Source organism: Cellulomonas sp. (genome assembly GCF_035634735.1).
In the GTDB taxonomy this organism is placed as follows: Bacteria; Actinomycetota; Actinomycetes; order Actinomycetales; family Cellulomonadaceae; genus Cellulomonas.
In genome coordinates this window covers 1-26,098 of sequence record NZ_DASQCJ010000244.1, presented here as the reverse complement: position 1 = coordinate 26,098, position 26,098 = coordinate 1, and the positions used below count along the sequence as shown (strand labels likewise).

Genomic DNA, 26,098 nt, shown 5'->3' with positions numbered 1-26,098 from the left:
CGAGCAGACGACCATGAACGCGATCAGCCCGTCGACCGGCCGCACGCTGCCGGACCGGTACATCGAGGGCACCTGCCCGATCTGCGGCTACGACGGCGCCCGCGGCGACCAGTGCGACAACTGCGGCAACCAGCTCGACGCCATCGACCTGAAGAACCCGCGGAGCCGCATCAACGGCGAGACCCCGAAGTTCGTCGAGTCGAACCACTTCTTCCTGGACCTGCCGGCGTTCGTCGACGCGCTCGGTGACTGGCTGCGCACCCGCACCGAGTGGCGCCCGAACGTCCTCAAGTTCTCGCTGAACCTGCTGGACGACGTGCGCCCGCGCGCCATGTCCCGCGACATCGACTGGGGCATCCCGATCCCGCTCGCGGGCTGGGAGGACAACCCGTCCAAGCGGCTCTACGTGTGGTTCGACGCGGTCATCGGCTACCTGTCCGCGTCGATCGAGTGGGCGCGCCGGTCCGGCGACCCCGACGCGTGGCGGCAGTTCTGGACCGACCCGGAGTCGCTGTCCTACTACTTCATGGGCAAGGACAACATCACCTTCCACTCGCAGATCTGGCCGGCCGAGCTGCTCGGCTACGCCGGGGGCGGGTCGAAGGGCGGCGAGCCGGGCGTCTACGGGAAGCTGAACCTGCCGACCGAGGTCGTGTCGTCCGAATTCCTCACGATGGAGGGCAAGCAGTTCTCCTCCTCGCGCGGCGTGGTGATCTACGTCCGCGACATGCTGAGCCGCTACCAGCCGGACGCGCTGCGGTACTACATCTCGACCGCGGGCCCGGAGAGCCAGGACGCCGACTTCACCTGGGCGGACTTCAAGCGCCGCACCAACGACGAGCTGGTCGCGGGCTGGGGCAACCTGGTCAACCGCACGGCGAGCATGATCCACAAGAACGTCGGCGCGATCCCGGAGCCGGGCCCGCGCACCACGCGCGACGAGGACCTGCTCGCGACCACCACGACGGCCTTCGGCCGGGTCGGCGAGCTCATCGGCACGCACCGGCACCGCGCGGCGATCGGCGAGGCGATGCGGGTGGTCGGCGAGGCCAACCGGTACATCTCCGAGACCGAGCCGTGGAAGCTGAAGAACGACCCGGTCCGCCTGGGCACGGTGCTGCACACCGCGGCGCAGGCCGTGAGCGACTGCAACACCCTGCTCTCGCCGTTCCTGCCGCACTCGGCGCAGGCCGTGCACGAGGCCCTGGGCGGCACCGGCACGTTCTCGCCGCTCCCCCGGATCGACGAGGTCACCGACCTGGACGACGCGTCCCGGCAGTACCCGGTGATCACCGGCGACTACCGGCTCGGCGAGACCGTGCCCGCGTGGCGGCCGCGCGCCGTCGTGCCGGGCACGCCCGTGGACAAGCCGACGCCGGTGTTCACCAAGCTCGACGACGACGTCGTCGAGACCGAGCTCGACCGCCTGCGCCAGGGCTGAGGTGGCGCGCAGCCGCAACCGGCCCACCGGCTGGGCCCCGTCGCCGGAGCCGCTGCCCGTCCCCGTCGTCGACGACCACACCCACCTCGAGTCGGTGCTGGGCGTCGTCGCGGAGGCGGGCGCGGACGCGGGCGACGAGCCCGCCCCCGCCACGCTGGACGACCACCTGGACCGGGCCGCCGCGGTCGGCGTGCCGCGCGTGGTGCAGGTCGGCTGCGACCTCGACGCCGTGGCGTGGACCGACGCGGTGCTGCGCGTGGACGGCGACGCCGCCGCGGACCTGGCGGACGCCCCGGCCCCGCTCCGCCCCGGCCGGCGCGCCCTGCTCGGCGCCGTCGCGATCCACCCCAACGAGGCCGTGCTGCACGCGGGCGTGCACGAGGTGGCGCCCGACGGGCTGGACCCGGCCCCGCAGCCGCGGCACGACGTCGACCTCGACGGCGCCCTGGCCCGGGTGGCCGAAGTCGCCCGGGCGAACGGCCGGGTGCGCGCGATCGGCGAGACCGGCCTCGACTTCTTCCGCGCCGGCCCCCGCGGCCGCGCGGTGCAGCGGGAGGCGTTCCGCGCGCACGTCGCGCTCGCCAAGGAGATCGGCCTGGCGCTGCAGATCCACGACCGCGACGCGCACGACGACGTCGTGGACGTGCTGCTCCGCGACGGCGCTCCCGAGCGCACGGTGTTCCACTGCTTCTCCGGCGGGCCGGCGCTCGCCGAGGTGTGCGCCCGCGAGGGCTGGTACGCGTCGGTCGCCGGCCCGGTGACGTACGGGGCGAACGACGACCTGCGCGCCGCGGTGCGCGCGCTGCCGCTCGACCTGCTGCTCGTCGAGACCGACGCGCCCTACCTCACGGCGCACCCGCTCCGCGGCCGCCCGAACGCCCCGTACCTGGTCCCGCACACCGTCCGGCGGCTGGCCGCCGAGCGGGACCTCCCCCTGGCCGACGCCTGCGCGGCGCTGGCGGCCACCGCGGAGCGCGTCTACGGCACCTGGTGACCGGGCCCGCCCGCCCCCGCCCGGAGGGGTGATCGCGCGGATCCCGGGTTCCCCTCACGGTCACGAATCGGTTACGGTCGGGAGGCTGTACCGGCGTGAGTCCCTCCCTCCCGCCGACCCGACCTGCTGGAGCCCCCCGCGTGCCTGCGCCCGAGACGTCCGCTGTCCTCGCGTCGAGCCCGACGCACCGCACCGACCGCCGCTCGCGCGCGCTCCGGTACGGCGCCCAGGGCCTCGCGCTCGCGCTGGTGGCCGGCGCGACCACCGCGTTCGTCGGCCTGCACAAGACCGTGACGGTCGAGGTCGACGGCGTGTCCACCGAGGTGAGCGCGTTCGGCCGCACGGTCGGGCAGGTGCTCGCCGCCGGGGACATCGAGGTGGGCGACCGCGACCTGGTGGCCCCCGGGCTCGGCGAGACCGTCGGCGACGGCGCGCAGATCGTCGTCCGGCACGGCCGGGAGATCGACGTCCAGGTCGACGGCCAGGACCGCACCGTGTGGACGACGGCGCTCACGGTCGGCGAGGCCGTGGAGGGCCTGGGCCTGCGCGACGACGAGACGCTGCTCTCCGCGTCCCGGTCGGCGGACCTGGAGCGCGGCGACGTGCTGCGGGTGTCCACCCAGAAGACGATCCACCTCGCGGTGGACGGCCAGGTCATCGACGGCCTGACCAGCGGCGGGACCGTCCGGGACGCCCTGCGGGACATCGGCCTGGTGCTGAACGAGGGCGACCGGGTGTCCGTCCCGCTCGACGCGACCGCGACCGACGGCCTGGTGGTCATGGTGACCCGCGCGGCCACGACCGGCGAGACCGTCACCGAGGCGGTGCCGTTCGAGGAGCAGGAGGTCGAGGACCCCACGCTCGTCACGGGCACCCGCAAGGTCGCGACCCCCGGGCGCGCCGGCGTCCGCACCACGACGTACAGCACGGCCACCGTCGGCGGCGCCGTGGTGGACCGCCAGGTGGTGGCCTCGGCGATCACCGTCGAGCCGGTCACCCAGGTCGTCAAGGTCGGCACGATGGAGCTCGCCTCGGGCGTGGACGTCTCGGTCACCCCGGGCAGCGCGCAGGAGATCGGCAAGCAGCTCGCCGCCGAGCGCGGCTGGGGCGACGACCAGTTCGCCTGCCTGGTGCAGCTCTGGAACAAGGAGAGCGGCTGGCGGGTCGACGCCGAGAACCGCTCGTCGGGCGCCTACGGCATCCCCCAGGCGCTGCCCGGGTCGAAGATGGCGAGCGTCGCCGCGGACTGGCGCACCAACCCGGCGACGCAGATCACCTGGGGCCTGAACTACATCGGCGGTCGCTACTCGACGCCGTGCGGCGCGTGGTCGGCGTCCCAGGCCAAGGGCTGGTACTGACGGGGCCCTGCCGCCCGGACCGCTGACCTGGGACCTCGCGCCGAGCACTTGGCACATGGTCACGAATGGGTTACGGTCGCGTGTCGCTCGTGACAGACCGGGGCCCTCCCCCCGCGAGCGCACCCGCGCAGCAGTGCGCGGGGCATGACCGCCGGATCGGGGATCCGGGACCGCCGGGTGCGGCACCTCCCTCCAGGTGCCGCCGCAGCCGCGGGGCCGTCAGGCCCGGGGGCACCGGCGGGCGGCGCCCACGCGCGCAGCACCCGCCTCCCGTGCCCGGGACCGCCGTCGTCTGGAACCACGTGACCTCCCTCCTCCGTCGCGCCCGCACGCGCCTCGCCGCCACGCCCGCCGCCCTCCGCACCCGCATCGTCCACAACACGGACCCCGGGTCCGCCGGCACCGAGCCCGACGGCGACCGCCGGTCGCGCCGGGGTCGCGTGCGCCTGATCGGCGCCGCGACCGCCGTGGTCGTGCTCGCCACCGGCGGCGTCGCCGTCGCGGACGCCCACAAGACCGTGACCCTCGACGTCGACGGGGTCACCACCACCGTCTCGACGTTCTCCGGCAGCGTCGACGGCCTGCTGGCCGAGCAGAAGCTCGAGCTCGGCTCCCGCGACACCGTCACCCCGTCGGGCGCCCTGCAGGACGGCGTCGATGTCGTCGTGCGGCACGCGCACCAGGTGACCATCAGCGCCGACGGCGCCGAGCAGACGGTCTGGACGACCGCGCTCACCGCCGACGAGGCGCTCACCATGCTCGCGACCCGCGGCGACGACGTGCGCCTGGTCGCGTCCCGCTCGGCCGCCGGCGGCCGCCCGGACCTGTCGCTCGACCTGACGCTCGACGGCCCCGCCGCGGTGCAGATCGACGGCGCGACCCACCCGGTCCCGGACGGCAGCACCACGGTCGCGGAGGCGCTCGACGCCCTCGACGTCACGCTCCAGCCGCTCGACCGGGTCAGCGTGCAGCGCGCCGGCGGCACCGTCACCGTGATCGTGAACCGGGTCGTGATCCAGGACGTCACCACCACGCACGAGGTGCCGTTCAACGCCGTCGAGCAGAACGACGCGTCCCTGTACGTGGGCGACTCGAAGGTCACCACCGCCGGCGTCCCCGGCGTGCGGACCGTCGTCGAGCGCGTGACCACGGTCGACGGCGTCGAGACCGGCCGCGAGCCGCTGTCCGACGGCGTGACCCAGGCGCCGGTCGACCAGGTGACCAACATCGGCACCAAGAAGAAGCCGGTCGCGACCACCCCGAAGGCGTCGTCCTCCGCGCCCGCCGCGGGCACCCCGGCGGTCGGCGGCGGCGACGCGGCGGGCCTGAACTGGGCCGCGCTGGCCGCGTGCGAGTCGGGCGGCAACCCGTCGATCGTCTCGGCGTCCGGCAAGTACCACGGGCTGTACCAGTTCTCGGTCGCCACCTGGAACGCCGTCGGCGGCACCGGGCTGCCCTCGGACGCCTCGGCGGACGAGCAGACCGCCCGCGCGCAGATGCTGTACAACCGCTCCGGCGCCGGCCAGTGGCCGGTGTGCGGGTCGCGGCTGTTCGGCTGACGCCGCACCCGCGGGCGGCCGGGTAGGCTCGCCCGCATGTCCTCCAGCACCGGCCCCGTCGCACCCGCGGCGGGGCCGTTGCTCGGTCCGGCCGAGATCCGCGCCCTCGCCGAGCGCGCCGGCATCCGCCCGACCAAGACGCTCGGGCAGAACTTCGTGCTCGACGGCGGCACCGTCCGCAAGATCGTCCGGCAGGCCGACGTGGTCGCGGGCGAGCGCGTGGTCGAGGTCGGCCCGGGGCTCGGCTCGCTGACCCTGGGGCTGCTCGAGGCGGGCGCCGACGTGGTGGCGGTCGAGATCGACCCGGTGCTCGCGGGTCTGCTGCCGGACACCGTGCGGCGGCACGTGCCGGGCGCGGTCGTGGACACGGTGGACCTGCCCGACGTGCCGGTGCCCGGTGCCGCGGGTGGCGGCGCCGACCCCGGTCCCCCGCCGCACCCCTCGCTCACGGTCGTCCGCGGCGACGCGCTCGACGTGCGCGCGCTGCCCGGCCGCGCGCCGACCGCGCTGGTCGCGAACCTGCCGTACAACGTCTCGGTCCCGGTGCTGCTCACCTTCCTCGAGCAGTTCCCGTCGCTCGAGCGGGTGCTGGTCATGGTGCAGGCCGAGGTCGCCGACCGGGTCGCCGCGCCGCCCGGCAGCCGCACCTACGGCGTGCCGTCGGTCAAGGCCGCCTGGTACGCCGCGGCGCGCCGCACCGCCACCGTCGGCCGGTCGGTGTTCTGGCCGGTGCCGAACGTCGACTCCGCGCTGGTGCGCCTGGACCGCCGCGAGCCGCCGGCGACCACGGCGACCCGCGAGGAGGTGTTCGCGGTCGTGGACGCGGCCTTCGCCCAGCGGCGCAAGATGCTGCGCTCCGCCCTGGCGACCCTGGCCGGCGGGTCCGAGGCGGCGACCCGCGCCCTCGAAGCCGCCGGGGTCGACCCGCAGGCCCGCGGCGAGGCCGTGGACGTGGCCGCGTTCGCCCGGGTCGCCGAGCAGCTGCGCGCCCCCGCGGCGGGCTGACCTCGCCCGACGCCGCCCGCCGGTCCGTCGCCCGCGGGACGCGCCGGACGCGCCCGGACCTGGCACAGTGGTTCCCGTGACCGACCTGCGCCTCGCCCCCCGCACCGGCCGTGAGGTCCGCGTCCGGGCGCCCGGCAAGGTCAACCTGTCGCTGCGCGTCGGCCCGCGCCGCCCCGACAGCTACCACCCGCTGGCCACCGTGTTCCAGGCCGTGTCGGTCTACGAGGACGTCGTGGCCTCCGCGTCCCCCGACCTGCGCGTCACCGTCTCCGGCCCGCAGGCCGACCTGGTCCCGACCGACGCGAGCAACCTCGCGCTCCGGGCCGCCCGCGCGCTGGCCGCCCGGACCGGGATCGACGACGGCGTGCACCTGCACCTGCACAAGGGCGTCCCCGTCGCCGGCGGTATGGCGGGCGGCTCCGCCGACGCGGCCGCCGCACTGCTCGCCTGCGACGCGTTCTGGGGGACGGCGCTGAGCCGCGAGGAGCTGCACGAGGTCGCCGCCGAGCTCGGCTCCGACGTCCCGTTCCTGCTCATGGGCCAGACCGCGGTCGGCTCGGGCCGGGGCGACCTGCTGACCGCCGCGCTGAGCCGCGGCGAGTACCACTGGGCGTTCGGCGTCCGCGACGCGGGCCTGTCGACGCCGCGGGTCTACGAGGAGTTCGACCAGCTCGCCGCGGGCCGCGACGGCCTGGACGCGGCCGCGGACGTCGCACTGCTGCAGGCGCTGCGGGCCGGCGACGCGCCCGCGCTCGGCGCCCTGCTGCACAACGACCTGCAGGACGCCGCCGTCGAGCTCGCCCCCGGCCTGGTCGAGACGCTGGCCGTCGCCGAGGACGCCGGGGCGCTGGGCGTCGTCGTCTCCGGCTCGGGCCCGACCGTGGCCGCCCTCGCGCGCAGCCGGCAGCACGCGCTCGTGATCGCGGCCGCCATGACCGCCGCCGGCGTCGCGGACTCCGTGCTCACGGCGTCGGGCCCGGTCCCGGGCGCGCGCCTGGTGGCGGGGTCGGACGTCCTGTGACCGGCCGGGTCAGTCCCCCCGGCTGACGTCGCCCGAGCCCTCGATCTGCTGGGTGACCTCCGGGTCGCCCGCGTAGGACACCGAGCCCGAGCCCTCGATCTGCACGGCCAGCCGCCGGGTCGCGTGCACCTCCACGTCGCCGGAGCCCTCGATCGACACGTCGACCTCGTCGGCGCGCAGCCCGTCCGCGTCGACGCCGCCGGAGCCCTCGATCCCGAGCGCGAGCGAGCCGGTCCGGCCGTCGAGCTCGACGTCGCCCGAGCCGGCGACCCGCAGCGCGACGCTCTCGGCGTCGACGCCCGTCAGGTCGACCGAGCCGGAGCCCTCGACCGACAGCCGCACCGCGTCGCCGGTGACGTCGTCCGCGGTCACGTCGCCGGAGCCGGACACGACCAGCTCGCCGACCTCGCCCAGCACCAGCTCGTACGACACGTCGCCCCACGAGCCGCCGCCGAACGACCCCCGCGAGTCGAGCACCAGCACGCCGTCCCGCACCTCGGAGACCAGCCGGTCCTGGGTGCCCTCGTGGGCCGTGACCGTGAGCGACGGGGTGGACCCGCGCCGGATCGTCAGGTCGCCCGCCGTCGCGAGCTGCACCGCCGTCACGTCCTCGATCTCGACCTCCCGGGTCACGGTCGGCCCGCTCGGGCCGCCCGCGCACGCCGCGAGGCCCAGCACCAGCGCCGCCCCCGCGGCCGCCGCCGTCGTCGCCCGGGCCGCCGTCGTCCTGGTGCCGCGCATGTCCGTCCCCTCGTGCTGCCGCGGCCGCGGGGGAGGTCCCGCGCGCCGTCACGTCCGAGCCTCCCAGGCCGGGGCGCACGGGCGGCATCCGGTACGCCCCTGAGGCGACCCTGAACGGACCCTGGGGGACCCGCGGACCCGGCGGCGCGGGCGGGGGTCAGCCCAGCCGGGTCAGCCCCCTGCGCAGCCCGCGCACCGCCTGCCCGATCCGCTGCTCGTTCTCGATCAGCGCGAACCGCACGTGCCCGTCGCCGCCCGGCCCGAACCCGACGCCCGGCGACACCGCGACGTCGCAGTCCCGCACCAGCATCTCGGCGAACTCGATCGACCCCATGTCCCGGTACGGCTCGGGGATGCGGGCCCAGGCGAACATCGTGCCGCGCGGCCGCAGCATGTCCCAGCCGATCCGGGCCAGCCCGTCGACCAGCGCGTTCCGCCGGCTCTCGTAGACCGCGGACAGCTCGGCCGGGTACTCGGTCGCCTCGTTGAGCGTGACGGTCGCGGCGATCTGGATCGGCTGGAACGTGCCGTAGTCGAGGTAGGACTTGAGCTTCGCGAGCGCGCCGACCACGTCCTTCCGGCCGACCAGGAACGCCACCCGCCAGCCCGCCATCGAGTACGACTTGGTCATCGAGTACAGCTCGACGGCCACCTCGGTCGCCCCCACGCACTGCATGATCGACGGCGGCGTCCAGCCGTCGAAGCACATGTCGGCGTACGCCAGGTCGTGCACGAGGACGACGTCGCGCTCCCGCGCCCAGTCCACGAGCCGCTGCAGGTCGTGCAGCTCGACGGTGCTGGTCGTCGGGTTGTGCGGGAACGACAGCACGACCACGCGCGGCTTCGGCCAGCCGAGGTCCCACGCCTCCATCACCCGGTCGACGTAGCCCGCCCCGTCCGTGCCGTCCCCGATCGGCACCTGCCGCGCGTCCGCGCCGGGGAAGTACGGGCCCCAGATGTGGATCGGGTACGACGGGGTCGGCACCAGCGCCGCGTCGCCGGGCTGCAGCAGCACCCACATGAGGTGGCTGAATCCCTCCTTGGCACCGATCGTCGAGATGATCTCGGTGTCCGGGTCCAGGGTGACGCCGAACCGGCGCAGGTAGTGGTCGGCGACCGCCTGGCGCAGCTTGGGGATGCCCCGGGACGCCGAGTACCGGTGGTTGCGGGTGTTGTGCGCCGCCTCGGCCAGCTTCTCGACCGCGACCTGCGGGCTGGGCAGGTCCGGGTTGCCGAAGCCGAGGTCGACCACGTCGCGGCCGGCGCGCCGCGCCTCGACCTTGAGCGTGTCGATGATCGTGAACACGTAGGGCGGCAGGCCGGGGATGCGACGGAACTCCATGGCCCGACGCTAGTGCGCCCGGCGGTGCGGGGGTACGCGCCGCGCGCGGCGAACCGGCATGATGCAGTGTCCGGCGGAGCGTCCGGCGGAGGAGGACCCCACCCATGACCAGCACCGCGGCGCCCGCGCCGACCCCGGCGCCCGCGCCCGTCCCGGTGACCGTCCGCGGCACCGCGATCGGCACCGGCCGACCGAAGGTGATCGTGCCGCTGACCGGCGGCACCGTCGACGAGCTGCTCACGCAGGCCGCCGCGGTCGTCGCCGTCGCGCCCGACGTGGTCGAGTGGCGCGTGGACCACCTCGACGGCGGCCGGGCGACGCCGTCGGCCGCCGCCGCGGCGGGGGCGGCGCTGCGGGAGGCGCTCGGCGACCTGCCGCTGCTCGTCACGACCCGGACCGCGCGCGAGGGCGGGCTGGCGGACGTCACGGACGACGCCTACGTCGCGGTCTACCGCGCGGTCCTCGCCACCGGTGCGGCGGACCTGCTCGACGTCGAGGTCATGCGGGAGCCCGGCACCGTGCGGACGCTGGTCGACCTCGCCCACGCGGGGGGCGTGCCCGTCGTCGCGTCGAACCACGACTTCGACGGCACGCCCGCGCGGGAGGAGATCGTGCGCCGGCTGCTGCTCATGGCCGAGCGCGGCGCCGACGTGCTCAAGATCGCGGTCATGCCGCGGGACCCGGGCGACGTGCTCACCCTGCTGGCGGCGACGTGGGACGCGGCGCGGCGCACCGACCGGCCGGTCATCACGATGTCGATGGCGGGCACCGGCGTGGCCTCGCGGGTCGCCGGGGGCGTGTTCGGGTCGGCGGCGACGTTCGGGACGGTGGGGGCGGCGTCCGCGCCCGGGCAGGTCGAGATCGGCGCGCTGCGGGCCGCGCTCGACGTGGTGCACGGGGGCTGACGGACCCGGGGCGGGCCGGTCAGCGCCCTGAGCGCGCCGCCAGGGCCGCCGCGTACAGGTCGCGCTTCGGCACGCCCGCGACCTGCGCCACCTCGGCGACGGCGTCCTTGAGCCGCTCGCCGCCGTCGGCCCGGGCCAGCACCTCGGCCACGAGGTCCGCCTCGGAGGCCACCTCGCGCGCGGGCGCCCCGGCCACGACGACCGCGATCTCGCCACGCACCTCGCCCGCCGCGGCCCACGCCGCCAGCGCGCCGAGCCCGTCCCGGACGACCTCCTCGTAGGTCTTGGTCAGCTCCCGGCACACCGCGGCGGGCCGCTCGGCGCCGAACGCCGTCGCCATGTCCGCCAGGGTCGCCGCCAGCCGGTGCGGGGCCTCGAAGAACACCATGGTCCGCGGCTCGCGCTCGAGCGCGGTCAGCGCGCGCAGCCGCTCCCCCGGCTTCCGCGGCGGGAAGCCCTCGAAGCAGAACCGGTCGGTCGGCAGCCCGGACAGCGCCAGCGCGGTCAGCACCGCGCTCGGGCCGGGCGCCGCGGTGACGGTCAGCCCCGCCTCGACCGCCGCGGCCACGACGCGGAACCCCGGGTCGGACACCGCGGGCATGCCCGCGTCCGTGACCACCACGACCGTGCCGCCGCCCCGGACGACGTCGAGCAGCTCGGGCGTCGTCGCGGCCTCGTTGTGCTCGTGGTGGCTGACCACCCGGCCGCCGACCGCGACGCCCATCCGCGCGGCGAGCGCCCGCAGCCGCCGGGTGTCCTCCGCGGCGACGACGTCGGCCTCCTCGAGCAGCCGGCGCAGCCGGGGCGAGGCGTCCGCCACGTCGCCGATCGGGGTCGCCGCGAGCACGAGCCGGCCGGTGCCGGGAGCCTGAGGGGTCACGCGGGCCAGCCTGCCACCTCCGGGGCGGTCGGCCGACCGCGGGCGCCCCAGGGCGCCGCCCCTCCGGCACACCCGGCGGCCCGACCGCGCAGGTCCCGCCCAGGCGACGCCCCTACGATGGCGACCGTGCCGCAGCCCGACCCCGAGCCCGACGTGCCGGGACCCCGCGACCCCGCGGCCGGGCCGGACGGGTCCGAGCGGCGGTTCCCGCCCGTCGTCCCGCCGGGTGCGGACGACGCCCCGGCGCCCGCGACGGACGCCGCCGCGAACCAGGGCGGCGGGACGCCCGAGGGCACCGGCAGGCACGGCCACGCGGTCCCGACGCCGGCATCCGGGACGCTGGTCGTCCGCGCGGGCGAGGACCCCGACCGCGAGGACGACCCCGGCCTCTCCACCCACGACCGGCTGCTGGTCCAGCTGCTCGGCGCCCGCACCCTGCTGCTCGACGCCACCCGGCGCGCCCGGCTGACCGGCTGGCTCTGGCCCCTCGCGGTCACGCTGCTCGGCGGCGTGCTCCGGTTCTGGAACCTCGGCCGGCCGCACGAGCTGGTCTTCGACGAGACCTACTACGTCAAGCAGGCGTACTCCCTGCTGCGGCTCGGCTACGAGGGCTCCTGGGGCGACGACGCCAACGCGCTGTTCGCGCAGGGCGACGGCTCCGCGCTCGGCACGTCGCCGGAGTACGTCGTGCACCCGCCCGTCGGCAAGTGGCTGATCGCACTGGGCATCCAGCTCGGCGGCGGGATCGGGTCCGCGACCGCCTGGCGGCTCGCGAGCGCCGTGCTCGGGACGCTCGCGGTGCTCATGGTCGCCCGGATCGCCCGCCGGCTGTTCGCGTCGACCGCGCTCGGCACCGTCGCCGGCCTGCTGATGGCCGTCGACGGCGAGGCGATCGTGCACGCGCGCACCGGCCTGCTGGACAACGTCGTCATGTTCTTCGCGCTCGCCGCGTTCGGCGCGCTGCTGCTCGACCGGGACCAGGCGCGCCGCCGGCTCGCGGCCCGGACGGCGGCGGTGCTCGACTCCGGGGCGGAGCTGGGCCTCGGCCCGCGGCTCGGCTGGCGGTGGTGGCGGTTCGCCGCGGCGGTGCTGCTGGGCCTGTGCATCGGCACCAAGTGGTCCGGCCTGTACTTCCTGGCCGTGTTCGGGCTGCTGTCGGTCGCCTGGGACGCCACCGCGCGGCGGTCGGTCGGGGTGCGCGCGTGGCTGCCCGCGACCCTGTGGCGGGACGCGGTCCCGGCGGGGTTCATCATGGTGCTCACCGCGGCCGGCACGTACCTCGGCACCTGGGCGTCCTGGTTCGCGCACCCCGGCGCCTACCTGCGGCAGTGGGCGGTCGAGAACCCCGGCGAGGGCGTCACCTGGCTGCCGCCGGCGCTGCGGTCGCTGTGGCACTTCCACACCGAGATGTGGCAGTTCCACACCCACCTCACCGCCGAGCACGCCTACGCCGCGCACCCGCTGGGCTGGATCATCCAGTGGCGGCCCACGTCGTTCTACTACCCCACCGAGGTCTCCGGCCTGACCGGGTCGGCCGCGCGGGACCTGTGCGAGGCGGACGCGTGCTCGCAGGCCATCACCTCGCTCGGCAACCCGGTGATCTGGTGGCTCGGGGCGCTCGCGCTGCTGGTCGCCCTGTACCGGCTGCTCGTCCGGCGCGACTGGCGCGCGGGCGCGGTGCTGTCCGGCATCGCCGCCGGCTGGCTGCCCTGGTTCCAGTACACCGGGCGGACGATCTTCACGTTCTACTCGATCGCGTTCACGCCGTGGGTGGTGCTGACCCTGACGTACGGGCTCGCGCTGCTGGTGCAGGCGCGGGACGAGCGGCAGCGCCGCCGGGGGCTGGTCGCCACCACGGCGGTGCTGGTCGTCGTGGTGGCGGTCAGCGCGTTCTTCTACCCGATCTGGACCGCGTGGGTCGTGCCGTACGACTTCTGGCACGTCCACATGTGGCTGCGGTCCTGGATCTGACGCCGGGCCCCGGCGCCCGGCCGCGTCCCGCTCAGGACAGGTCGACGTGCCAGTCGACCTGCGGGCTCGGGTACCAGGCGAAGCCCTCGGCGTCCCAGTAGGGCCCGTGCGCCGCGACCCGGGTCGCGAAGTCGTCCCAGTCCCGCCGGTCCGCCGGCGTCCACGCGACCTCGGCGACCGCCGCCAGGCGCGGCAGCAGCATCGTCATCAGGTCGTCGAGGCTGCGCAGCGTCTCGGTCCACACGGTCGCCTCGACGCCGATCACCGAGCCCTCGGGCAGCCCCGGCACCAGCGCGGTCGGCTCCCAGGCGTAGGCGTCGCGCAGCTCGATGTGCCCGGCCCACTCCAGGCCGAGCGCCGTGCCCGCGTCGTACTTCATGTCGAGGTAGGCCTTCGACCCCGGCGACATGAGCAGCCGCGCGCCGGCCTGCGCCGCCGCGACGATCGGCGCCGGGTCCATCCGGGTGTCCCAGTACTGCACGACGGTGCCCGGCTCGAGCGGCGTCGTGGCGATCTCCTGCCAGCCGACCACCTGCTTGCCCGCCGCGCGCACCGCGTCCGAGGCCATCCGCACCAGGCGCGCGTACTCGTCGCGCTCCATCGTGTGCACCTCGTCGCCGCCGATGTGCACGTACTCCCCCGGCGTCACCGCGGCGACGTCGCCGAACACGTCCCGCAGGAACGGCTCGGTCGTCGGCAGGTCGGCGGTCAGCCGGCTGAAGCCGACCTCGATCCCGGTGTACGCCTCGGCCGGCTCGCCCGACGGCGTGAGCTCGCCGTACGCGTGCAGCGCGGCGTTCACGTGCCCCGGCACGTCGATCTCCGGCACCACCCGCACGCCCCGCGCCGCGGCGTACGCCACCAGCGCCTCGAACTCCTCGGTCGTGAAGAAGCCGCCCGGGTCGCCGTCGACGGCGGTCCCGCCCGAGCGCGCCGCGAGCTCCGGCCGCGAGGGCAGGTCGAGCCGCCAGCCCTGGTCGTCCGACAGGTGCAGGTGCAGGACGTTCAGCTTGTACGCGGCCATCAGGTCGACCACGACCCGCAGGTCGTCCGGCCCGAAGAAGTGCCGCGCCACGTCCACCGACAGCCCGCGCCAGCCGTGCACCGGCTCGTCCTCGACGTGCACGGGCCAGGCGGCGAACGTCCCGTCGTGCGGGCGCAGCACCTGGTGCAGCGTCGCGAGCCCGCGCATCAGCCCCTCGGGCGTCCCGGCGGCGACCCGGACCAGGTCGGACGCCACGTCCAGGTGGTACTGCTCGCCGGACAGGCGCTCCGGGTCGAGCACGAACGCGACGTCGCCCGGCTGGGTCGGCTCGGCCACGTCGCGGTAGCGCACCTCGACGGTGCTGCCGGAGATGCGGCTGAGCTGCTCGGCGGCGAGCACGCCCAGCGCGACCTCCGCGGGCCCCGTGCCCACGGTCACGGTGGTGGCGGCCGAGACGACGAACGGCGCACCCTCGGCCTCGCGCACCAGCCGCGGTGCCGGCACGAGTCGCAGGGGTGTGGTCGGAGCGGGCACGACGGTCCTTCCGGGCGGCGGGTCTGAACACGGGCGCGCAACGGCCCGGCCCCCGCGCACCAGTGTGCCCGGTTCGTCCGTTCCCGTGGGGCGGCGCGCGGGACGGGTTTTGCGCGCGGGGCGCGGGGTGCGGTCCCGGGCCGGGACGCGCGGCCCCTCGGGGGGGCTGTTCGCGGCACCGGGCGGGGCCGGGCGGCGCCGCGCGGGTTGCCGCGCCGCCCGGGTTGCCGCGCCGCCCGGGTTGCCGCGCCGCGCGGGTTGCCGCGCCGCCCGGGTTGCCGCGCCGCGCGGGTTGCCGCGCCGCCCGGGTTGCCTGGAGTGGAAGGTTCTGACGGACACGCCGTCGGCGTGTCCGTCAGAACCTTCCACTGTCGGGGGTGCCGCGGGTGGGCGCGGGCACGGGCGGTGCGGCCGAGGGTCACGGGGCGGACGCGGGCAGGTCACGGGACGGACGCGGCGGGGCCCGGCGGGCAACGATCGGGCATCTGTGCCGGTGACGGCCCCCCGCGCCCACCCCGGCGCCCCTACTGTCCGGGCCATGCGGACACCAGGGACGGGCCGCGGCCGCACCACCGGCCGCGCGACGGGGACGGACGTGACGCGAGTGCTCGGCGGGCTCGCACTGGCCGGGCTGCTCCTCGCGGGGTGCAGCGCCGGCGGGGACGACGCCGCCTCGACGGCGGACCACCCGCAGGGCGGCTCGGAGCGGGTCGTCGGCGGGGCGGAGGGCGGCGCCGGTGGCGCGGGTGGCGCGGCCGGGGACGCGGGGGCCGACGCCGGCGGGTCGGCCGAGGCCGGCGCGGCCGGGGCCGGCGCGGCCGCGGCCGGCGACGTCGCGTCGGGCACCGGCGGCGTCGGGCTGTCCGCGGCGGACGCCGGCGGCCGGCAGGTCGTCACCACGGGCGAGGCCGGACTGGTCAGCCCCGACCCGCGCGCGGCCGCCGACGCGGTCGTGGCGGAGGTCGAGGCGGCGGGCGGCCGTGTCGACGCCCGGCGGGAGACCGCCGCGCGCGCCGACGAGGGCACCGAGGCCACCGCCGACCTGACCGTCCGGGTGCCCGCGGACGGCGTGACGGGGTTGCTCGAGGCGCTCGACGAGATCGGCGACGTCGACCACGTCGACCTGTCGTCGGACGACGTCACCGCGGCGGCCCAGGACCTCGACGCCCGGATCCGGGCCATGACGCTGTCGGTCGCGCGGATGGAGGACCTGCTGGACCGCGCGACCACGCGGCAGGAGGTCCTCGAGGCCGAGGGCACGCTCACCGACCGGCAGGCGTCGCTCGAGCAGCTGCAGTCGGAGCGGGCGCGGATGGCCGAGCAGGTGGCGCTGTCCACGCTGCGGATCTCGATCTGGACCCCGCCCGGGACGGCCACGGCCGCGGAGCCGGACCCGGCCGAGGACGGGTCGCCGTCCGGGTTCCTCGGCGGGCTCGCGGCGGGCTGGTCGGCCCTGGTGACGGTGCTGGGCGGGGTCGTGACGGTGCTCGGGGTGCTGCTCCCCTGGCTGGCGGTGGGGGCGGCGGTGCTCGCCGCGGTGCTGGCGGTGCGGCGCGCGCTCCGGCGGCGCGCGGACGGGACCGCCGGGCCGACCGGGCGCGGCGGGTCGGGCGGCCCCGGCGGGCGCGGTGGCGCGGACGGGCCCGACAGCCCGGACGGCCCCGCACCGGAGCCGGGCGCCCCCGGGCCCGACGAGCGGCAGCCGGTGGGCGCGGGCGCGCCGCGCTGACGGCCGCCGGCCGCGGGTCGCTCGCGTCAGGCGCGCGCGACCACCGGGTCGGGCTCCGGGTCGGTGGCCGCGAGCCGGCGCGCCAGCACGGCGCAGGTCGCGAGCTGCAGCTGGTGGAACACGATCACCGGCAGCGCGACGCCGGCGGCCGCGACCGGGCCGAACAGCACGTTCGCCATGGGCAGGCCGGTCGCGAGGCTCTTCTTGGACCCGCACATCAGCAGCGCGATCCGGTCGCCGCGGGACAGCCGGAGCGCGCGACCGCCGCTCCACGTGAGGGCCAGCATCGCCGCGAGCAGCACCGCGCACACCGCGACGAGCACCACGAGCACGCCGACCGTCAGGTCGTCCCACACGCCCGACGCCTCGGCCTCGGACACCGAGCCGTAGGCGACGAGCAGGATCGTCCCGCGGTCGGTGATGAGCGTGACCGGCTTGTGGGCCCGGACCCAGGCGCCGATCTTCGGCTGCAGGATCTGCCCGAGCACGAACGGCAGCAGCAGCTGCAGCAGGGTCGAGCCCGCCGACCCGCCGACGGGGCCGCCCGCCCGCGACATGAGCACGCCCACCAGCAGCGGGGTGAGGACGATGCCGAGCACGTTCGACACGGTCGCGCCGGTGATCGCGCCCGCGACGTTGCCCCGCGCGATGGACGTGAAGACGACCGACGACTGGATGGTCGACGGCAGCAGCGAGAGGTAGAGCAGCCCGGTCTTGAGGTCGGCCGGCAGCAGCGAGTCGGGCAGCACCTGGACCGCGAGCCCGAGGACCGGGAACAGCAGGTACGTCGAGGCCAGCATGCCGCCCTGCAGGCGCCAGTTCTTGAGGCCGTCCCAGACCTCGCTGGTCGCCATGCGGGCGCCGTAGAGGAAGAACAGCAGCACGACGGCGGCGGTGGTCACGTGGTCCAGGCCGGTCGCGAAGCCGCCGGACGCGGGGGCGAACAGCCCCAGGAGGAACACCGCGACGATCATGACGACGAGCGGGTCCACCCACGTCTTGGTCGCGGACCAGGCCCGGGACCACCGGCCCGGTCGGGACGGGATCGCTTCAGGCACCGGTTCATTCTGCCATCGAGGGCCGACCGCGCCCGCCGGTGTCCAGGCCCCGGGCGGGTCGTCAGGCCGGCGGCAGCACGTCGAACGTCAGGTGCGCGAACTGGTCGAACCGCTCCGCCGACCGCAGCCGCAGCCGGTCCGGGCCGACCCGACGCGGCAGCACCGGCGCCCCGCCCGTGAGCGCCGCGGGCGCGACGCTGAGCTGCACCTCGTCCAGCGCCCCGGCGTCGAGGAACTGGCCCGCGAGGTCGCCGCCGCCGATCACCCAGGCGTCGAGCGCGCCCGCGGCCTCGCGGATCGCCGGCAGCGCCTCCGCCACCGACCCGCGGACGAACCGCACGTCCGCCCCCGCGGGCACGGGCAGGTCGCGGCTGGTGAACACGTAGTAGGGCCGCGCGCCGTAGTAGGCCGGCCACTTCTCGGGGTGCGCGACGAGGTCCTCCTCGCGCAGCACCCACTCGTAGGTCGTCGAGCCCGACACCAGCACCCCGACGCCGGACAGGAACGCCTCGTGGTCGGGCTGGGTCGCGGAGTCGACCGCGAACAGCCACGCGAGCGAGTTCTGCTCGTCCGCGATGTACCCGCTGAGCGACGTCGCCGTGTTGTAGATCACCCGCATGCCGCCGACGCTAGCGCCGACCACCGACACGGCCGGCCCGGCCCCTGCGGCCGCCCGGCCGGCCGGTGCCGCGCGGCGCCGCGCCCCCGCCCCGCACCGTCTCCTCGTCCTCCCAGCACTCGACGCCGGTGACCCCGGGCGGCAGCCGGTCCCGCGTGAACACCGGGTCCAGGCCGGCCCGGCGCTGGTCGCCGTAGTCGCGCAGCAGCGCCAGCCCGAGCCGGGACAGCAGCAGCAGCGCCACCAGGTTGATCAGCGCCATGACCGCCATCAGCCCGTCCGCGAGGTTCCACACCAGGTCGGCGCTCGCGACCGAGCCGGCGAGCACCACGACGACGACCAGCGCCCGGAACGTCTGCAGCGTCGACCGGCGGGCCGAGATGTACCGGAGGTTCGACTCGCCGTAGTAGTAGTTGCCGAGGATCGACGTGAACGCGAGCAGGAAGATGATCACCGCGAGCAGGACGCCGGTCCACGAGCCGAGGGCGTCCGCCAGCGCGGTCTGCGTGAGGTGCACGCCGCGCGGGGCGTCGGTCAGGTCCGGTCCCGGCACCAGGATGATGAACGCGGTGATCGAGCAGACCAGCCAGGTGTCGAAGTAGACGCCGAGCGTCTGCACCAGGCCCTGCTTGACCGGGTGGGTCACCGCGGCCGTGGCGGCGGCGTTCGGCACGGAGCCGAGCCCCGCCTCGTTGGAGAACATGCCGCGCCGGACGCCGGTCATGATGATCGTGCCCAGCGTCGCCCCCGCGACCTGCGAGCCGCCCCAGGCCTCCGTGACGATGGCGGCGAGCGCGTCCGGGACGCGGTCGGCGTGCATCGCCACCACCACGAGCCCCACCAGCAGGTAGACCAGCGCCACCAGCGGGATCGTCGCCTGCGAGACGTGCGCGATCCGGCGCAGCCCGCCGAAGATCACCAGCGCGGTCAGCGCCGCCACCGACGCGCCCACCAGCCACGGGACCCAGCCGGGCCCGGCGTCGCCGCCGCTGACCCCGACCACCGTCGCCGCGAACGTGTTGGCCTGCAGCGAGTTGAACGCGAACGGGAAGCAGACGACCAGGATCACCGCGAACAGCACCGCCGCCCGCCGGCTGCCGAGCCCGCGCTCGATGTAGTACGCCGGGCCGCCGCGGAACGACCCGCGGTCGCGGACCTTGAACAGCTGCGCCAGCGCGGACTCGAACAGGCTGCTCGCGCCCACCAGGAACGCCATCAGCCACATCCACAGCACCGCGCCCGCGCCGCCGATCGCGATCGCCGTCCCGACGCCGGCGATGTTGCCGACGCCCACCCGGGACGCCGCCGAGAGCGTGAAGGCCTGGAACGCGGAGACCGACTGCGGGCGCCCGTCGGCGTCGCGGGTGCTCCGGTCACCGATCGTCCGGAACATCTCGGGGATCCAGCGCAGCTGCGCGACCCCCGACCGGATCGTCAGGTACAGCGCGACGCCGACGACCACCGGCACCAGGAGCCAGGTCCACAGCCCGTCGCTCACCTGCCCCACCAGATCGGCGATGCCGTCCATCCGCGACTCCCTCGTCCCACCGCGCGGGCTCGTCCCGGGCGCCGTCCGAGGATGGCGCCGGACCCGGCCCCCACCGGCCGCCGGGCGGGCCGTTGAGTGGCGCGCGGTCGGTCCGGGCGGAGCGACCTAGGTGCTCGCGCCGCGCCCCGCTGGGTGGTGTCGGGGCCGGGGCCTGAGTGGGCGGGGCGGCGACGACACCGGCCCGGGGAACGACGAAGGCCCGGGATCGATGATCCCGGGCCTTGCCTTCAGGTGGAGCTGAGGGGATTCGAACCCCTGACCTTCTCATTGCGAACGAGACGCGCTACCAACTGCGCCACAGCCCCTTGAAGCGGTGATCAGCCTAGCACCCGTTCCGGGGTGCTCACGACACCGCTGGTCGCGGCCCTACGCGCCGGCCGCCCGTCGGCGGGCGAGGACCGCGTTGAGGTCGATCGAGCCGGACGGCTCCTCGGACGCCGGAGCGGTCGTCCCGGGGGTGCGGGCCGGGGCAGCGTCGGCGGACGCGGACGCGGGCGCCCGGGCCGGGGTCGCACCCGCGGGCGCGGCGGGCGCGCCGGGCGCGGCCGCCGCCGACCCGTCCGTGCCCGTCGCCGCGACGGCCGGCGCCTCGGCGGCGGAGGCGGTCGCGGCCGCCTCGTCCGGGGTCGCCGTCGTGCGGCGCGCCGGAGCGGCGTGCGTCGAGCCCTCGACCTCGCCGAGCGGTGCGGGCTCGCGGCGCGGCGCGGGGGCCTTGGTGGCGTAGGTCGGCCGCGGCACGGCGACCGGCGTCCAGGAGTCGCCCTCGCGCCCGCCGTCCCGGACCCGGGTCGACGTGCGGACCGGGGCGTCGGCGCGCACGCGCTCGATCGCCTGGGTCTCCGTGAGCGACGGGTGCACGGCGCGGCCGGCGGCGCCCTTGCGGCCCGGGCGCGCGGCGCGCTCGCGCAGCGGCGCGGTGGCCTCGTGGATCCGGCGCTGCCACTCGTCCTCGGCGAGGCGGCCCTGCACGACGGCGCGGCGGCCGAGGCCGAGCACCCCGGCGAGCAGCACGGTCGGCACGACGCCGGCGAGCACGCCGAGCGCGGTGACACCCGCGACGACCCACCCGACGACGGTGGCGGCGAGCAGCACGCCGGCGAGGGCGCCGCGGCGGCGCGCGGCGGCGCCCCGGCGGGCGGTCGCCGCGGCGTGGGCGGCCTGCAGCTGCGCGGCACGACGGGCGGCGTCGGCGCCGATCCTGTCCTGGGTCCCGTGCGGTCGGTCCACCTCGGCCCCTCCCCTCTCCGTCCTCGCGAGCCGGTTCCCCGTCCCCGGGGTCAGCAACCCGGCCCGCTTCTCCACCGGGCCGCAGTCCTGCCGGACTCCCCCCGCCACCTCCGCGCGCCGCCGGCGGCCGGACCCCTCGGGGCCGGTCACGGCGAGCACCCGCAGGGCGTCGGAGAACCGGTCGTCGGTCCGCGACTCCAGCAGCTGCTGCCGGTGCCGCAGCTTGTGCGGCACCAGGTACGCGATCCACAGGCCGACCACCACGAGGGCGGCTGGTCCGGCGAATTCGTACACTCCACGACGGTAGGTGCGGCGCAGGCACCGGCCCCGGACCCGTCGCGGCGTGTCGAGCGGCGTGCCGCGTGAAAATCACACGGATGTCATTCGGCGCGCCGGGGACAGCCTGCCATACCCGCCCGATTCCGGGACGAACTTGGGCAGAGCGGACGGAACGGTCAGACGTCGGACGAGCGGCGCGCGTGCCAGCGCGCGAGCAGCCCCCGCGGGACGTCCTCGGTCGTCAGGGCGAAGGTGCGGTGGTCGCACCACGCGCCCTGGATGTGCAGGTACCGCTCGCGCAGGCCCTCGTCCCGGAACCCGAGCTTCTCGACCACCCGCAGCGACGGCCGGTTCTCCGGGCGGATGTTGACCTCGACCCGGTGCAGCCCGAGCGCGGTGAAGCAGTGGTCGGTCGCGAGCGCCACCGCCGTCGGCGTGATCCCGCGCCCCGCGACCTGCTGCGCGACCCAGTAGCCGATCGACGCCGAGTACAGCGAGCCGTACGTGATGCCCGAGACGGTGAGCTGGCCGACCAGCTCCCCCGCGTGGTCGATCGCGAACGGCAGCGACGTGCCCGACCGCGCCTGCCGGTCCAGCGTGCGGACGAACTGCCCGAACGTCGGCCGCCGGCCCGTCACGGGCTCCGGCGACGTCGCGTCCCACGGCTCCAGCCAGGCCGCGTTCACCGCGCGGAGCCGCATCCACGCCGCCTCGTCGGAGCGCCGCAGCGGGCGCAGCCGGACGTCGCCGTCGGTCAGCGCCACGGGCCAGCCGCGCGGCATCAGCCCTCCAGCACCAGGCAGTGCACGACCTGCCCGGCGACGACGGCGGAGTCCTGCTCGCCCACGACGGCGAGCGCGTTCGCGTGCGCGAACCCGGTGATCGACGGCACGCCCGGGTCGCCGACGGGCGTCACCCGGTAGCCCTCGCCGGGGGTCCCGACCACGGCGGCCGGCACGAACTGCCGCACCCCCTCCGGCGACGGCCAGCCCACGTCCGCCCGCGCGGTCACCGACGGCCGGAACAGGTCGGTGTGCCCCGCCATCGCCCGCAGCGCGGGGCGGACGAACACCTCGAACGCCACCTGCGACGCCACCGGGTGGCCGGGGAGCGCGAACAGCGGCACCGCGTGCGGCCCGTCGCCGAGGGTGCCGAACCCGTGCCGGAAGCCGGGCGCCATGGCCACCTGGTCGAACCGCACCGTCCCCAGCGGCGCGAGCACGTCGGCGAGGGTGTCGTGCTGCGACTCGGACAGCCCGCCGGTCGTAACCACGACGTCCGCGCGCACCAGCTGGTCCTCGAGCGCCTCGCTGAGCACCGCGCGGTCGTCCGGCACCACGCCGGCGCGGACCGGGGTCGCGCCGGTGTCCCGGACCGCCGCCTCCAGCGCGTGGCCCGCCGCCTCGTACACGCCGCCGTCGCGCGGCGGGGTGCCGGGCTCGGCGAGCTCGGAGCCGATCGAGACGATCACGACGCGCGGGGCCGGGTGCACCCGGAGCCGGCCGCGCCCGGCCGCCGCGGCGGTCGCGAGCTGCCGGGCGCCGAGCCGGGTCCCGGCCGCCAGCAGCACGGTGCCGCGGACGGTGTCGGTCCCGGCGGCGCGGACGTGCTCGCCCGGCGCCGGGACCCGGTGCAGCGCGACCCGCACGGCCCCGCGGTCGGTGTCCTCGGCCGGCACGACGGCGTCGGCGCCCGCGGGCACCGGCCCGCCCGACGCGATCCGCACCGCCTGGCCGGGTGCGAGGCGCAGCGCCGCGGGGTCGCCCGCGAGCACGTCGTGCGCCACGGGCAGCACCAGCGGCGCGCCCGGGACGCCGCCGCGCAGGTCGCCCGTCGCCACCGCGTAGCCGTCGCGCGCGGCGACCGGCCGCGCCGGCACGTCCGCCGGCGCCACGACGTCCTCGGCGAGGATCGTGCCGGCCGCGTCGGCGAGCACGACGTCGAGCGGGGCCACCGGTCCCACCGCGGCGAGCACCGCCGCGAGCTGGTCCTGGACGGATCTCATGCCCGCATCATGCCCGGCCCGCACCGCCCGCCGCCCACCGGCCGCGCCGCGCAACCCCTTTGGTCCTACCCGGCACCGGGCCGATTTGCGAGACTGGGTGCCATGAGCGCCGCTGCCCAGCCGTACCCGCACGTCTCCGACGGCAGCAGCATCACCGAGGTGAAGGACGAGTTCCGGGCCGCGATCCGCGCCGCCAGGCGCGCCCGGTCGCCCCGCCTGCGGGCCGCCGCGGCCGACGCGTTCGTCGACGTCGTCGAGACGATCCCCGCCCTGGCCGACGCCGGCGTCGTCGCCGCGTACAGCGCCCGGCCGACCGAGCCCGACACGGGCCCGCTGCTCGACGCGCTCGCGGCGCGCGGCGCCCGGGTGCTGCTCCCCGTGCTCGGCGCCGGCCTGCAGCGCGAGTGGGCGTGGTTCGCCGGGCGGCACGACCTCCTGGAGCGCGCGCCCGGTCGCCCGCCCGAGCCGTCCGGCCCGTCGCTGGGCGCCGACGCCATCGCCGAGGTCGACGTGATCGTCGCGCCCGCGCTCGCCGTCGACACCGCCGGGAACCGGCTCGGGCAGGGCGGCGGCTGGTACGACCGCGCGCTCGCGCACGCCCGGCCGGGGACGCCGATCGTCGCGCTGGTGTTCGCCGAGGAGCTGTACGACGCCGCGACCCGGCCGCTGCCGCACGAGCCGCACGACCGGACCGTCGACATCGTCGCGACGCCGGAGCGCTGGGTCCGGCTCGGGGGCTGACCGCGGGCGTGCGCGGGGCCGATCGCCCGGCCGCCGCGGACGCCCGACGTGGAATATCGCGGGCGCGCGTATCATTGGCACTCGGACAGAGGGAGTGCCAGGGGCGCGGGCGGGACCGCCCGGCGACCGGCTCCCGTCCGCCCAGGTCACGTCATCCGCGGGAGACAGCAGTGCCCACCTACGCCTACACCTGCACCGAGTGCGGCCACGCCTTCGACATCCACCAGTCGTTCAGCGACGCGGCGCTCACCGAGTGCCCCGCCTGCGGCGGGAAGCTGCGCAAGGTGTTCTCCTCCGTCGGCGTCGTGTTCAAGGGCTCGGGCTTCTACCGCAACGACTCGCGGTCGACCTCGAGCTCCACGACGTCCGCGAGCAGCAGCTCGTCGTCCTCGAGCGCGTCGTCCTCCAGCGCGTCGTCGTCGACCTCGTCGACCACGAGCACGCCGGCCTCGGCGCCCGCCGCGTCGACGTCGTCGTCCTCGACCACGAGCGCCGCCAAGCCCGCCGCGAGCTGACGCCCGGAGGCCGCCCCGCCGCGGCCCCGGCCCGGACCCCGCGCGCCGAGCGGGCGCCGAGTCCTGCACAGCCCGCGCGGACGTGCGTCGTCCCCAGCCGGTCGACCGGCGGGCCCGGCGCCGCCCCGCGGGCTGCCTAACATCGGCCGCGTGCCCCTCACCGACCCGCTGCCCGAGGCCGTCCGCCGCCGGCTCCGCCTCCTGGCCTGGCGCGCCCGCCGACCGCTGACCGCGCTGTGCGGGGGGCTCGCCGCGCTGGTCGCCGTCGGCCTGCTCCGGCCCGCGGACCCGCCGACCGCGCGGGTACCGGTCGCGGCGCGGGACCTGGCGCTCGGCACGGTCCTGGCGCCCGGGGACGTGCGGCTCGCCGAGGTGCCGCGCGCGCTGCTACCGGCGGGGCTGGTGGCGGGGCTGGCCGACGACGGCGGGTCGGGGGGCGAGCCAGGGGGCGACGCGGGAGCCGGAACGGGAGCCGACGCGGGCGGCGACACGGGTGCCGGCGGGGACGGGAGCGCGGCGGGTGACGGGGGCGCCGCCGGCGCGGGGGACGACGGGGCCGGCGCGGGCTCGGCCGGGGCGGCGGCGGTGGAGGTGCTGGCCGGACGACGGCTCGCGGTCGCGGTGCCGGCGGGCCTGCCGCTCGTGGCCGGGCTGCTGGTGGACGACACCGCCACCGGGCCGCCCGGGACGGTGGTCGTGCCGGTCCGGTTCGCGGACGCCGGCGTGGCGGACGTCCTGGCGCCGGGCATGCGGGTCGACGTGGTGGCGGCCGCGCTGCACGAGGGCGACGAGGCCACGCGGCTCGCGCGGGCCGCGGTCGTGCTGGCGCGCCCGGGCGGCGACGCCGACGACGGCGGCTCCGGCGGCGGGCTCCTGGGCGGCGGCGCGACGACGACCGACAGCACGCCGGTGCTGCTCGCCGTCGACCCCGAGGAGTCCGTGGCCCTGAGCGGAGCGGCGGCCTCCCGGGTGCTCAGCGCGGTCATCGTGGGATGATGCGAGCACATCGCCGCAGCACTCCGGGGGTCTTCACCGCATGAGCGACGCACTGAACAAGGGCCTGCGCACCGCGACCGAGGGTGCCAGGGGCGCCGGCAAGGTGCTGCAGGGGTTCAAGGACTTCATCTCCCGCGGGAACGCGATCGAGCTCGCCGTCGGTGTCGTCATCGGCGCCGCGTTCGGCGGGGTCATCTCCGCGATCCAGACCGGGCTGATCTCCCCGCTGATCGCGATGATCTTCGGCAAGCCGGACATCTCCGAGATCTGGAAGATCGGGCCGATCAACGAGGCCACGATCAACCTGGGCCTGGTCCTCAACGCCCTGCTGCAGTTCCTCATCACCGCGGCGGCGATCTACTTCGTCATCGTGCTGCCGCTCAACAAGCTCGCGGAGCGCCGCAAGCGCGGGATCGAGGCGGAGCCCGCGCGCCCCTCCGAGGACATCCTGCTGCTGCAGGAGATCCGCGACCTGCTCGCCGCGCAGTCGAGCCCGGCGCTCCGGCAGGACACCGCCGGCACGCCCGGCACCTCGGACGCCTCGGGTGCCGCGGGCGCGCCGGGCGCCGCGGGTCCGGGCGTGACCGGCCGCTCCACCGGCACCGGCGCCCCGGGCCATCCGCCCCTGGCCTGACCCCGCACCG

Annotated in this window: 23 protein-coding genes, 1 tRNA gene and 1 pseudogene; 13 read left to right on the top strand and 12 right to left on the bottom strand. The window is 76.6% G+C overall.

Going from position 1 to position 26,098, the window contains the following annotated elements; translation table 11 throughout:
* The 6 genes from VER05_RS20180 to VER05_RS20155 form a co-directional block, all read left to right on the top strand.
* The coding region (locus tag VER05_RS20180) for a methionine--tRNA ligase (protein ID WP_324847089.1) at positions 1-1,441 on the top strand (1,441 nt) is incomplete at its 5' end.
* Position 1,442: 1 nt separating this feature from the next.
* Positions 1,443-2,435: a TatD family hydrolase gene (locus VER05_RS20175; protein WP_324847088.1), complete on the top strand. Its 993-nt coding sequence runs from the start codon at positions 1,443-1,445 to the stop codon at positions 2,433-2,435.
* A gap of 140 nt (positions 2,436-2,575) precedes the next feature.
* Positions 2,576-3,793 carry a ubiquitin-like domain-containing protein gene (locus VER05_RS20170; protein WP_324847087.1) on the top strand — a complete coding sequence of 406 codons (1,218 nt, stop codon included), beginning with the start codon at positions 2,576-2,578 and terminating at the stop codon, positions 3,791-3,793.
* A gap of 272 nt (positions 3,794-4,065) precedes the next feature.
* Positions 4,066-5,352: a ubiquitin-like domain-containing protein gene (locus VER05_RS20165; RefSeq protein WP_324847086.1), complete on the top strand. Its 1,287-nt coding sequence runs from the start codon at positions 4,066-4,068 to the stop codon at positions 5,350-5,352.
* Between the two features lie 36 nt (positions 5,353-5,388).
* A complete protein-coding gene (locus VER05_RS20160; protein ID WP_324847085.1) occupies positions 5,389-6,357 on the top strand; it encodes an rRNA adenine dimethyltransferase family protein in 969 nt (322 codons plus the stop codon).
* 76 nt (positions 6,358-6,433) lie between these two features.
* A complete protein-coding gene (locus VER05_RS20155; RefSeq protein WP_324847084.1) occupies positions 6,434-7,378 on the top strand; it encodes a 4-(cytidine 5'-diphospho)-2-C-methyl-D-erythritol kinase in 945 nt (314 codons plus the stop codon).
* 9 nt (positions 7,379-7,387) lie between these two features.
* Here the strand turns inward: VER05_RS20155 and VER05_RS20150 are convergent, their stop codons facing one another.
* Both VER05_RS20150 and VER05_RS20145 read right to left on the bottom strand, forming a co-directional pair.
* Positions 7,388-8,119 (bottom strand): head GIN domain-containing protein, encoded by a 732-nt coding sequence (locus VER05_RS20150; RefSeq protein WP_324847083.1) that lies wholly within the window; start codon positions 8,117-8,119, stop codon positions 7,388-7,390.
* A 157-nt stretch (positions 8,120-8,276) separates the two neighbouring features.
* Positions 8,277-9,461 carry an aminotransferase class I/II-fold pyridoxal phosphate-dependent enzyme gene (locus tag VER05_RS20145; RefSeq protein ID WP_324847082.1) on the bottom strand — a complete coding sequence of 395 codons (1,185 nt, stop codon included), beginning with the start codon at positions 9,459-9,461 and terminating at the stop codon, positions 8,277-8,279.
* A 104-nt stretch (positions 9,462-9,565) separates the two neighbouring features.
* Between VER05_RS20145 and aroD the strand changes: the two genes are divergently transcribed.
* Positions 9,566-10,366 carry a type I 3-dehydroquinate dehydratase gene (gene aroD / locus VER05_RS20140; RefSeq protein WP_324847081.1) on the top strand — a complete coding sequence of 267 codons (801 nt, stop codon included), beginning with the start codon at positions 9,566-9,568 and terminating at the stop codon, positions 10,364-10,366.
* A gap of 19 nt (positions 10,367-10,385) precedes the next feature.
* Here the strand turns inward: aroD and rsmI are convergent, their stop codons facing one another.
* Positions 10,386-11,255: a 16S rRNA (cytidine(1402)-2'-O)-methyltransferase gene (gene rsmI / locus VER05_RS20135; RefSeq protein WP_414647668.1), complete on the bottom strand. Its 870-nt coding sequence runs from the start codon at positions 11,253-11,255 to the stop codon at positions 10,386-10,388.
* 108 nt (positions 11,256-11,363) lie between these two features.
* On the opposite strand from rsmI, the gene VER05_RS20130 reads away from it, so the two are divergent.
* On the top strand, positions 11,364-13,217 hold the full coding sequence (locus VER05_RS20130) for a dolichyl-phosphate-mannose--protein mannosyltransferase (RefSeq protein ID WP_414647667.1): 1,854 nt from the start codon (positions 11,364-11,366) through the stop codon (positions 13,215-13,217).
* Positions 13,218-13,248: 31 nt separating this feature from the next.
* Here VER05_RS20130 and VER05_RS20125 read toward each other — a convergent pair whose 3' ends face one another.
* A complete protein-coding gene (locus tag VER05_RS20125; RefSeq protein WP_324847078.1) occupies positions 13,249-14,736 on the bottom strand; it encodes a family 20 glycosylhydrolase in 1,488 nt (495 codons plus the stop codon).
* 595 nt (positions 14,737-15,331) lie between these two features.
* Between VER05_RS20125 and VER05_RS20120 the strand changes: the two genes are divergently transcribed.
* Entirely contained in the window at positions 15,332-16,465 is a 1,134-nt protein-coding gene (locus tag VER05_RS20120; protein WP_324847077.1) for a DUF4349 domain-containing protein, read from the top strand.
* A gap of 26 nt (positions 16,466-16,491) precedes the next feature.
* Here VER05_RS20120 and VER05_RS20115 read toward each other — a convergent pair whose 3' ends face one another.
* From VER05_RS20115 to glp, 7 genes are all read right to left on the bottom strand, one after another.
* Positions 16,492-17,523, bottom strand: coding sequence for a bile acid:sodium symporter family protein (locus tag VER05_RS20115; RefSeq protein WP_324847076.1), 1,032 nt, complete (start codon positions 17,521-17,523; stop codon positions 16,492-16,494).
* A 61-nt stretch (positions 17,524-17,584) separates the two neighbouring features.
* Positions 17,585-18,142: a dihydrofolate reductase family protein gene (locus VER05_RS20110; protein WP_324847075.1), complete on the bottom strand. Its 558-nt coding sequence runs from the start codon at positions 18,140-18,142 to the stop codon at positions 17,585-17,587.
* Positions 18,143-18,152: 10 nt separating this feature from the next.
* Positions 18,153-19,670: an alanine/glycine:cation symporter family protein gene (locus tag VER05_RS20105; protein WP_324847074.1), complete on the bottom strand. Its 1,518-nt coding sequence runs from the start codon at positions 19,668-19,670 to the stop codon at positions 18,153-18,155.
* 253 nt (positions 19,671-19,923) lie between these two features.
* Positions 19,924-19,996, bottom strand: a tRNA-Ala gene (locus VER05_RS20100).
* Between the two features lie 61 nt (positions 19,997-20,057).
* Positions 20,058-21,212 carry a hypothetical protein gene (locus VER05_RS20095; RefSeq protein WP_324847073.1) on the bottom strand — a complete coding sequence of 385 codons (1,155 nt, stop codon included), beginning with the start codon at positions 21,210-21,212 and terminating at the stop codon, positions 20,058-20,060.
* A 161-nt stretch (positions 21,213-21,373) separates the two neighbouring features.
* Positions 21,374-21,979 carry a GNAT family protein gene (locus tag VER05_RS20090; RefSeq protein ID WP_324847072.1) on the bottom strand — a complete coding sequence of 202 codons (606 nt, stop codon included), beginning with the start codon at positions 21,977-21,979 and terminating at the stop codon, positions 21,374-21,376.
* On the bottom strand, positions 21,979-23,202 hold the full coding sequence (gene glp / locus VER05_RS20085) for a gephyrin-like molybdotransferase Glp (protein ID WP_324847071.1): 1,224 nt from the start codon (positions 23,200-23,202) through the stop codon (positions 21,979-21,981). The genes VER05_RS20090 and glp overlap by 1 nt, the downstream gene beginning before the upstream one ends.
* Positions 23,203-23,304: 102 nt before the next feature.
* Between glp and VER05_RS20080 the strand changes: the two genes are divergently transcribed.
* On the top strand, positions 23,305-23,943 hold the full coding sequence (locus tag VER05_RS20080; protein ID WP_324847070.1) for a 5-formyltetrahydrofolate cyclo-ligase: 639 nt from the start codon (positions 23,305-23,307) through the stop codon (positions 23,941-23,943).
* Between the two features lie 8 nt (positions 23,944-23,951).
* Positions 23,952-24,206, top strand: a pseudogene (locus tag VER05_RS20075) (FmdB family zinc ribbon protein); the annotation flags it as partial.
* Positions 24,207-24,268: 62 nt separating this feature from the next.
* Here VER05_RS20075 and VER05_RS20070 read toward each other — a convergent pair.
* Positions 24,269-24,442: a hypothetical protein gene (locus tag VER05_RS20070; protein ID WP_324847090.1), complete on the bottom strand. Its 174-nt coding sequence runs from the start codon at positions 24,440-24,442 to the stop codon at positions 24,269-24,271.
* Positions 24,443-24,608: 166 nt separating this feature from the next.
* On the opposite strand from VER05_RS20070, the gene VER05_RS20065 reads away from it, so the two are divergent.
* The gene (locus VER05_RS20065; protein ID WP_324847069.1) at positions 24,609-25,454 is read left to right on the top strand and encodes an SAF domain-containing protein; all 846 of its coding nucleotides are present in this window, start codon (positions 24,609-24,611) and stop codon (positions 25,452-25,454) included.
* A gap of 40 nt (positions 25,455-25,494) precedes the next feature.
* Positions 25,495-26,088, top strand: a complete 594-nt coding sequence (gene mscL, locus VER05_RS20060; RefSeq protein ID WP_324847068.1) for a large conductance mechanosensitive channel protein MscL — start codon at positions 25,495-25,497, stop codon at positions 26,086-26,088.
* The last annotated feature ends 10 nt before the right edge of the window (positions 26,089-26,098 follow it).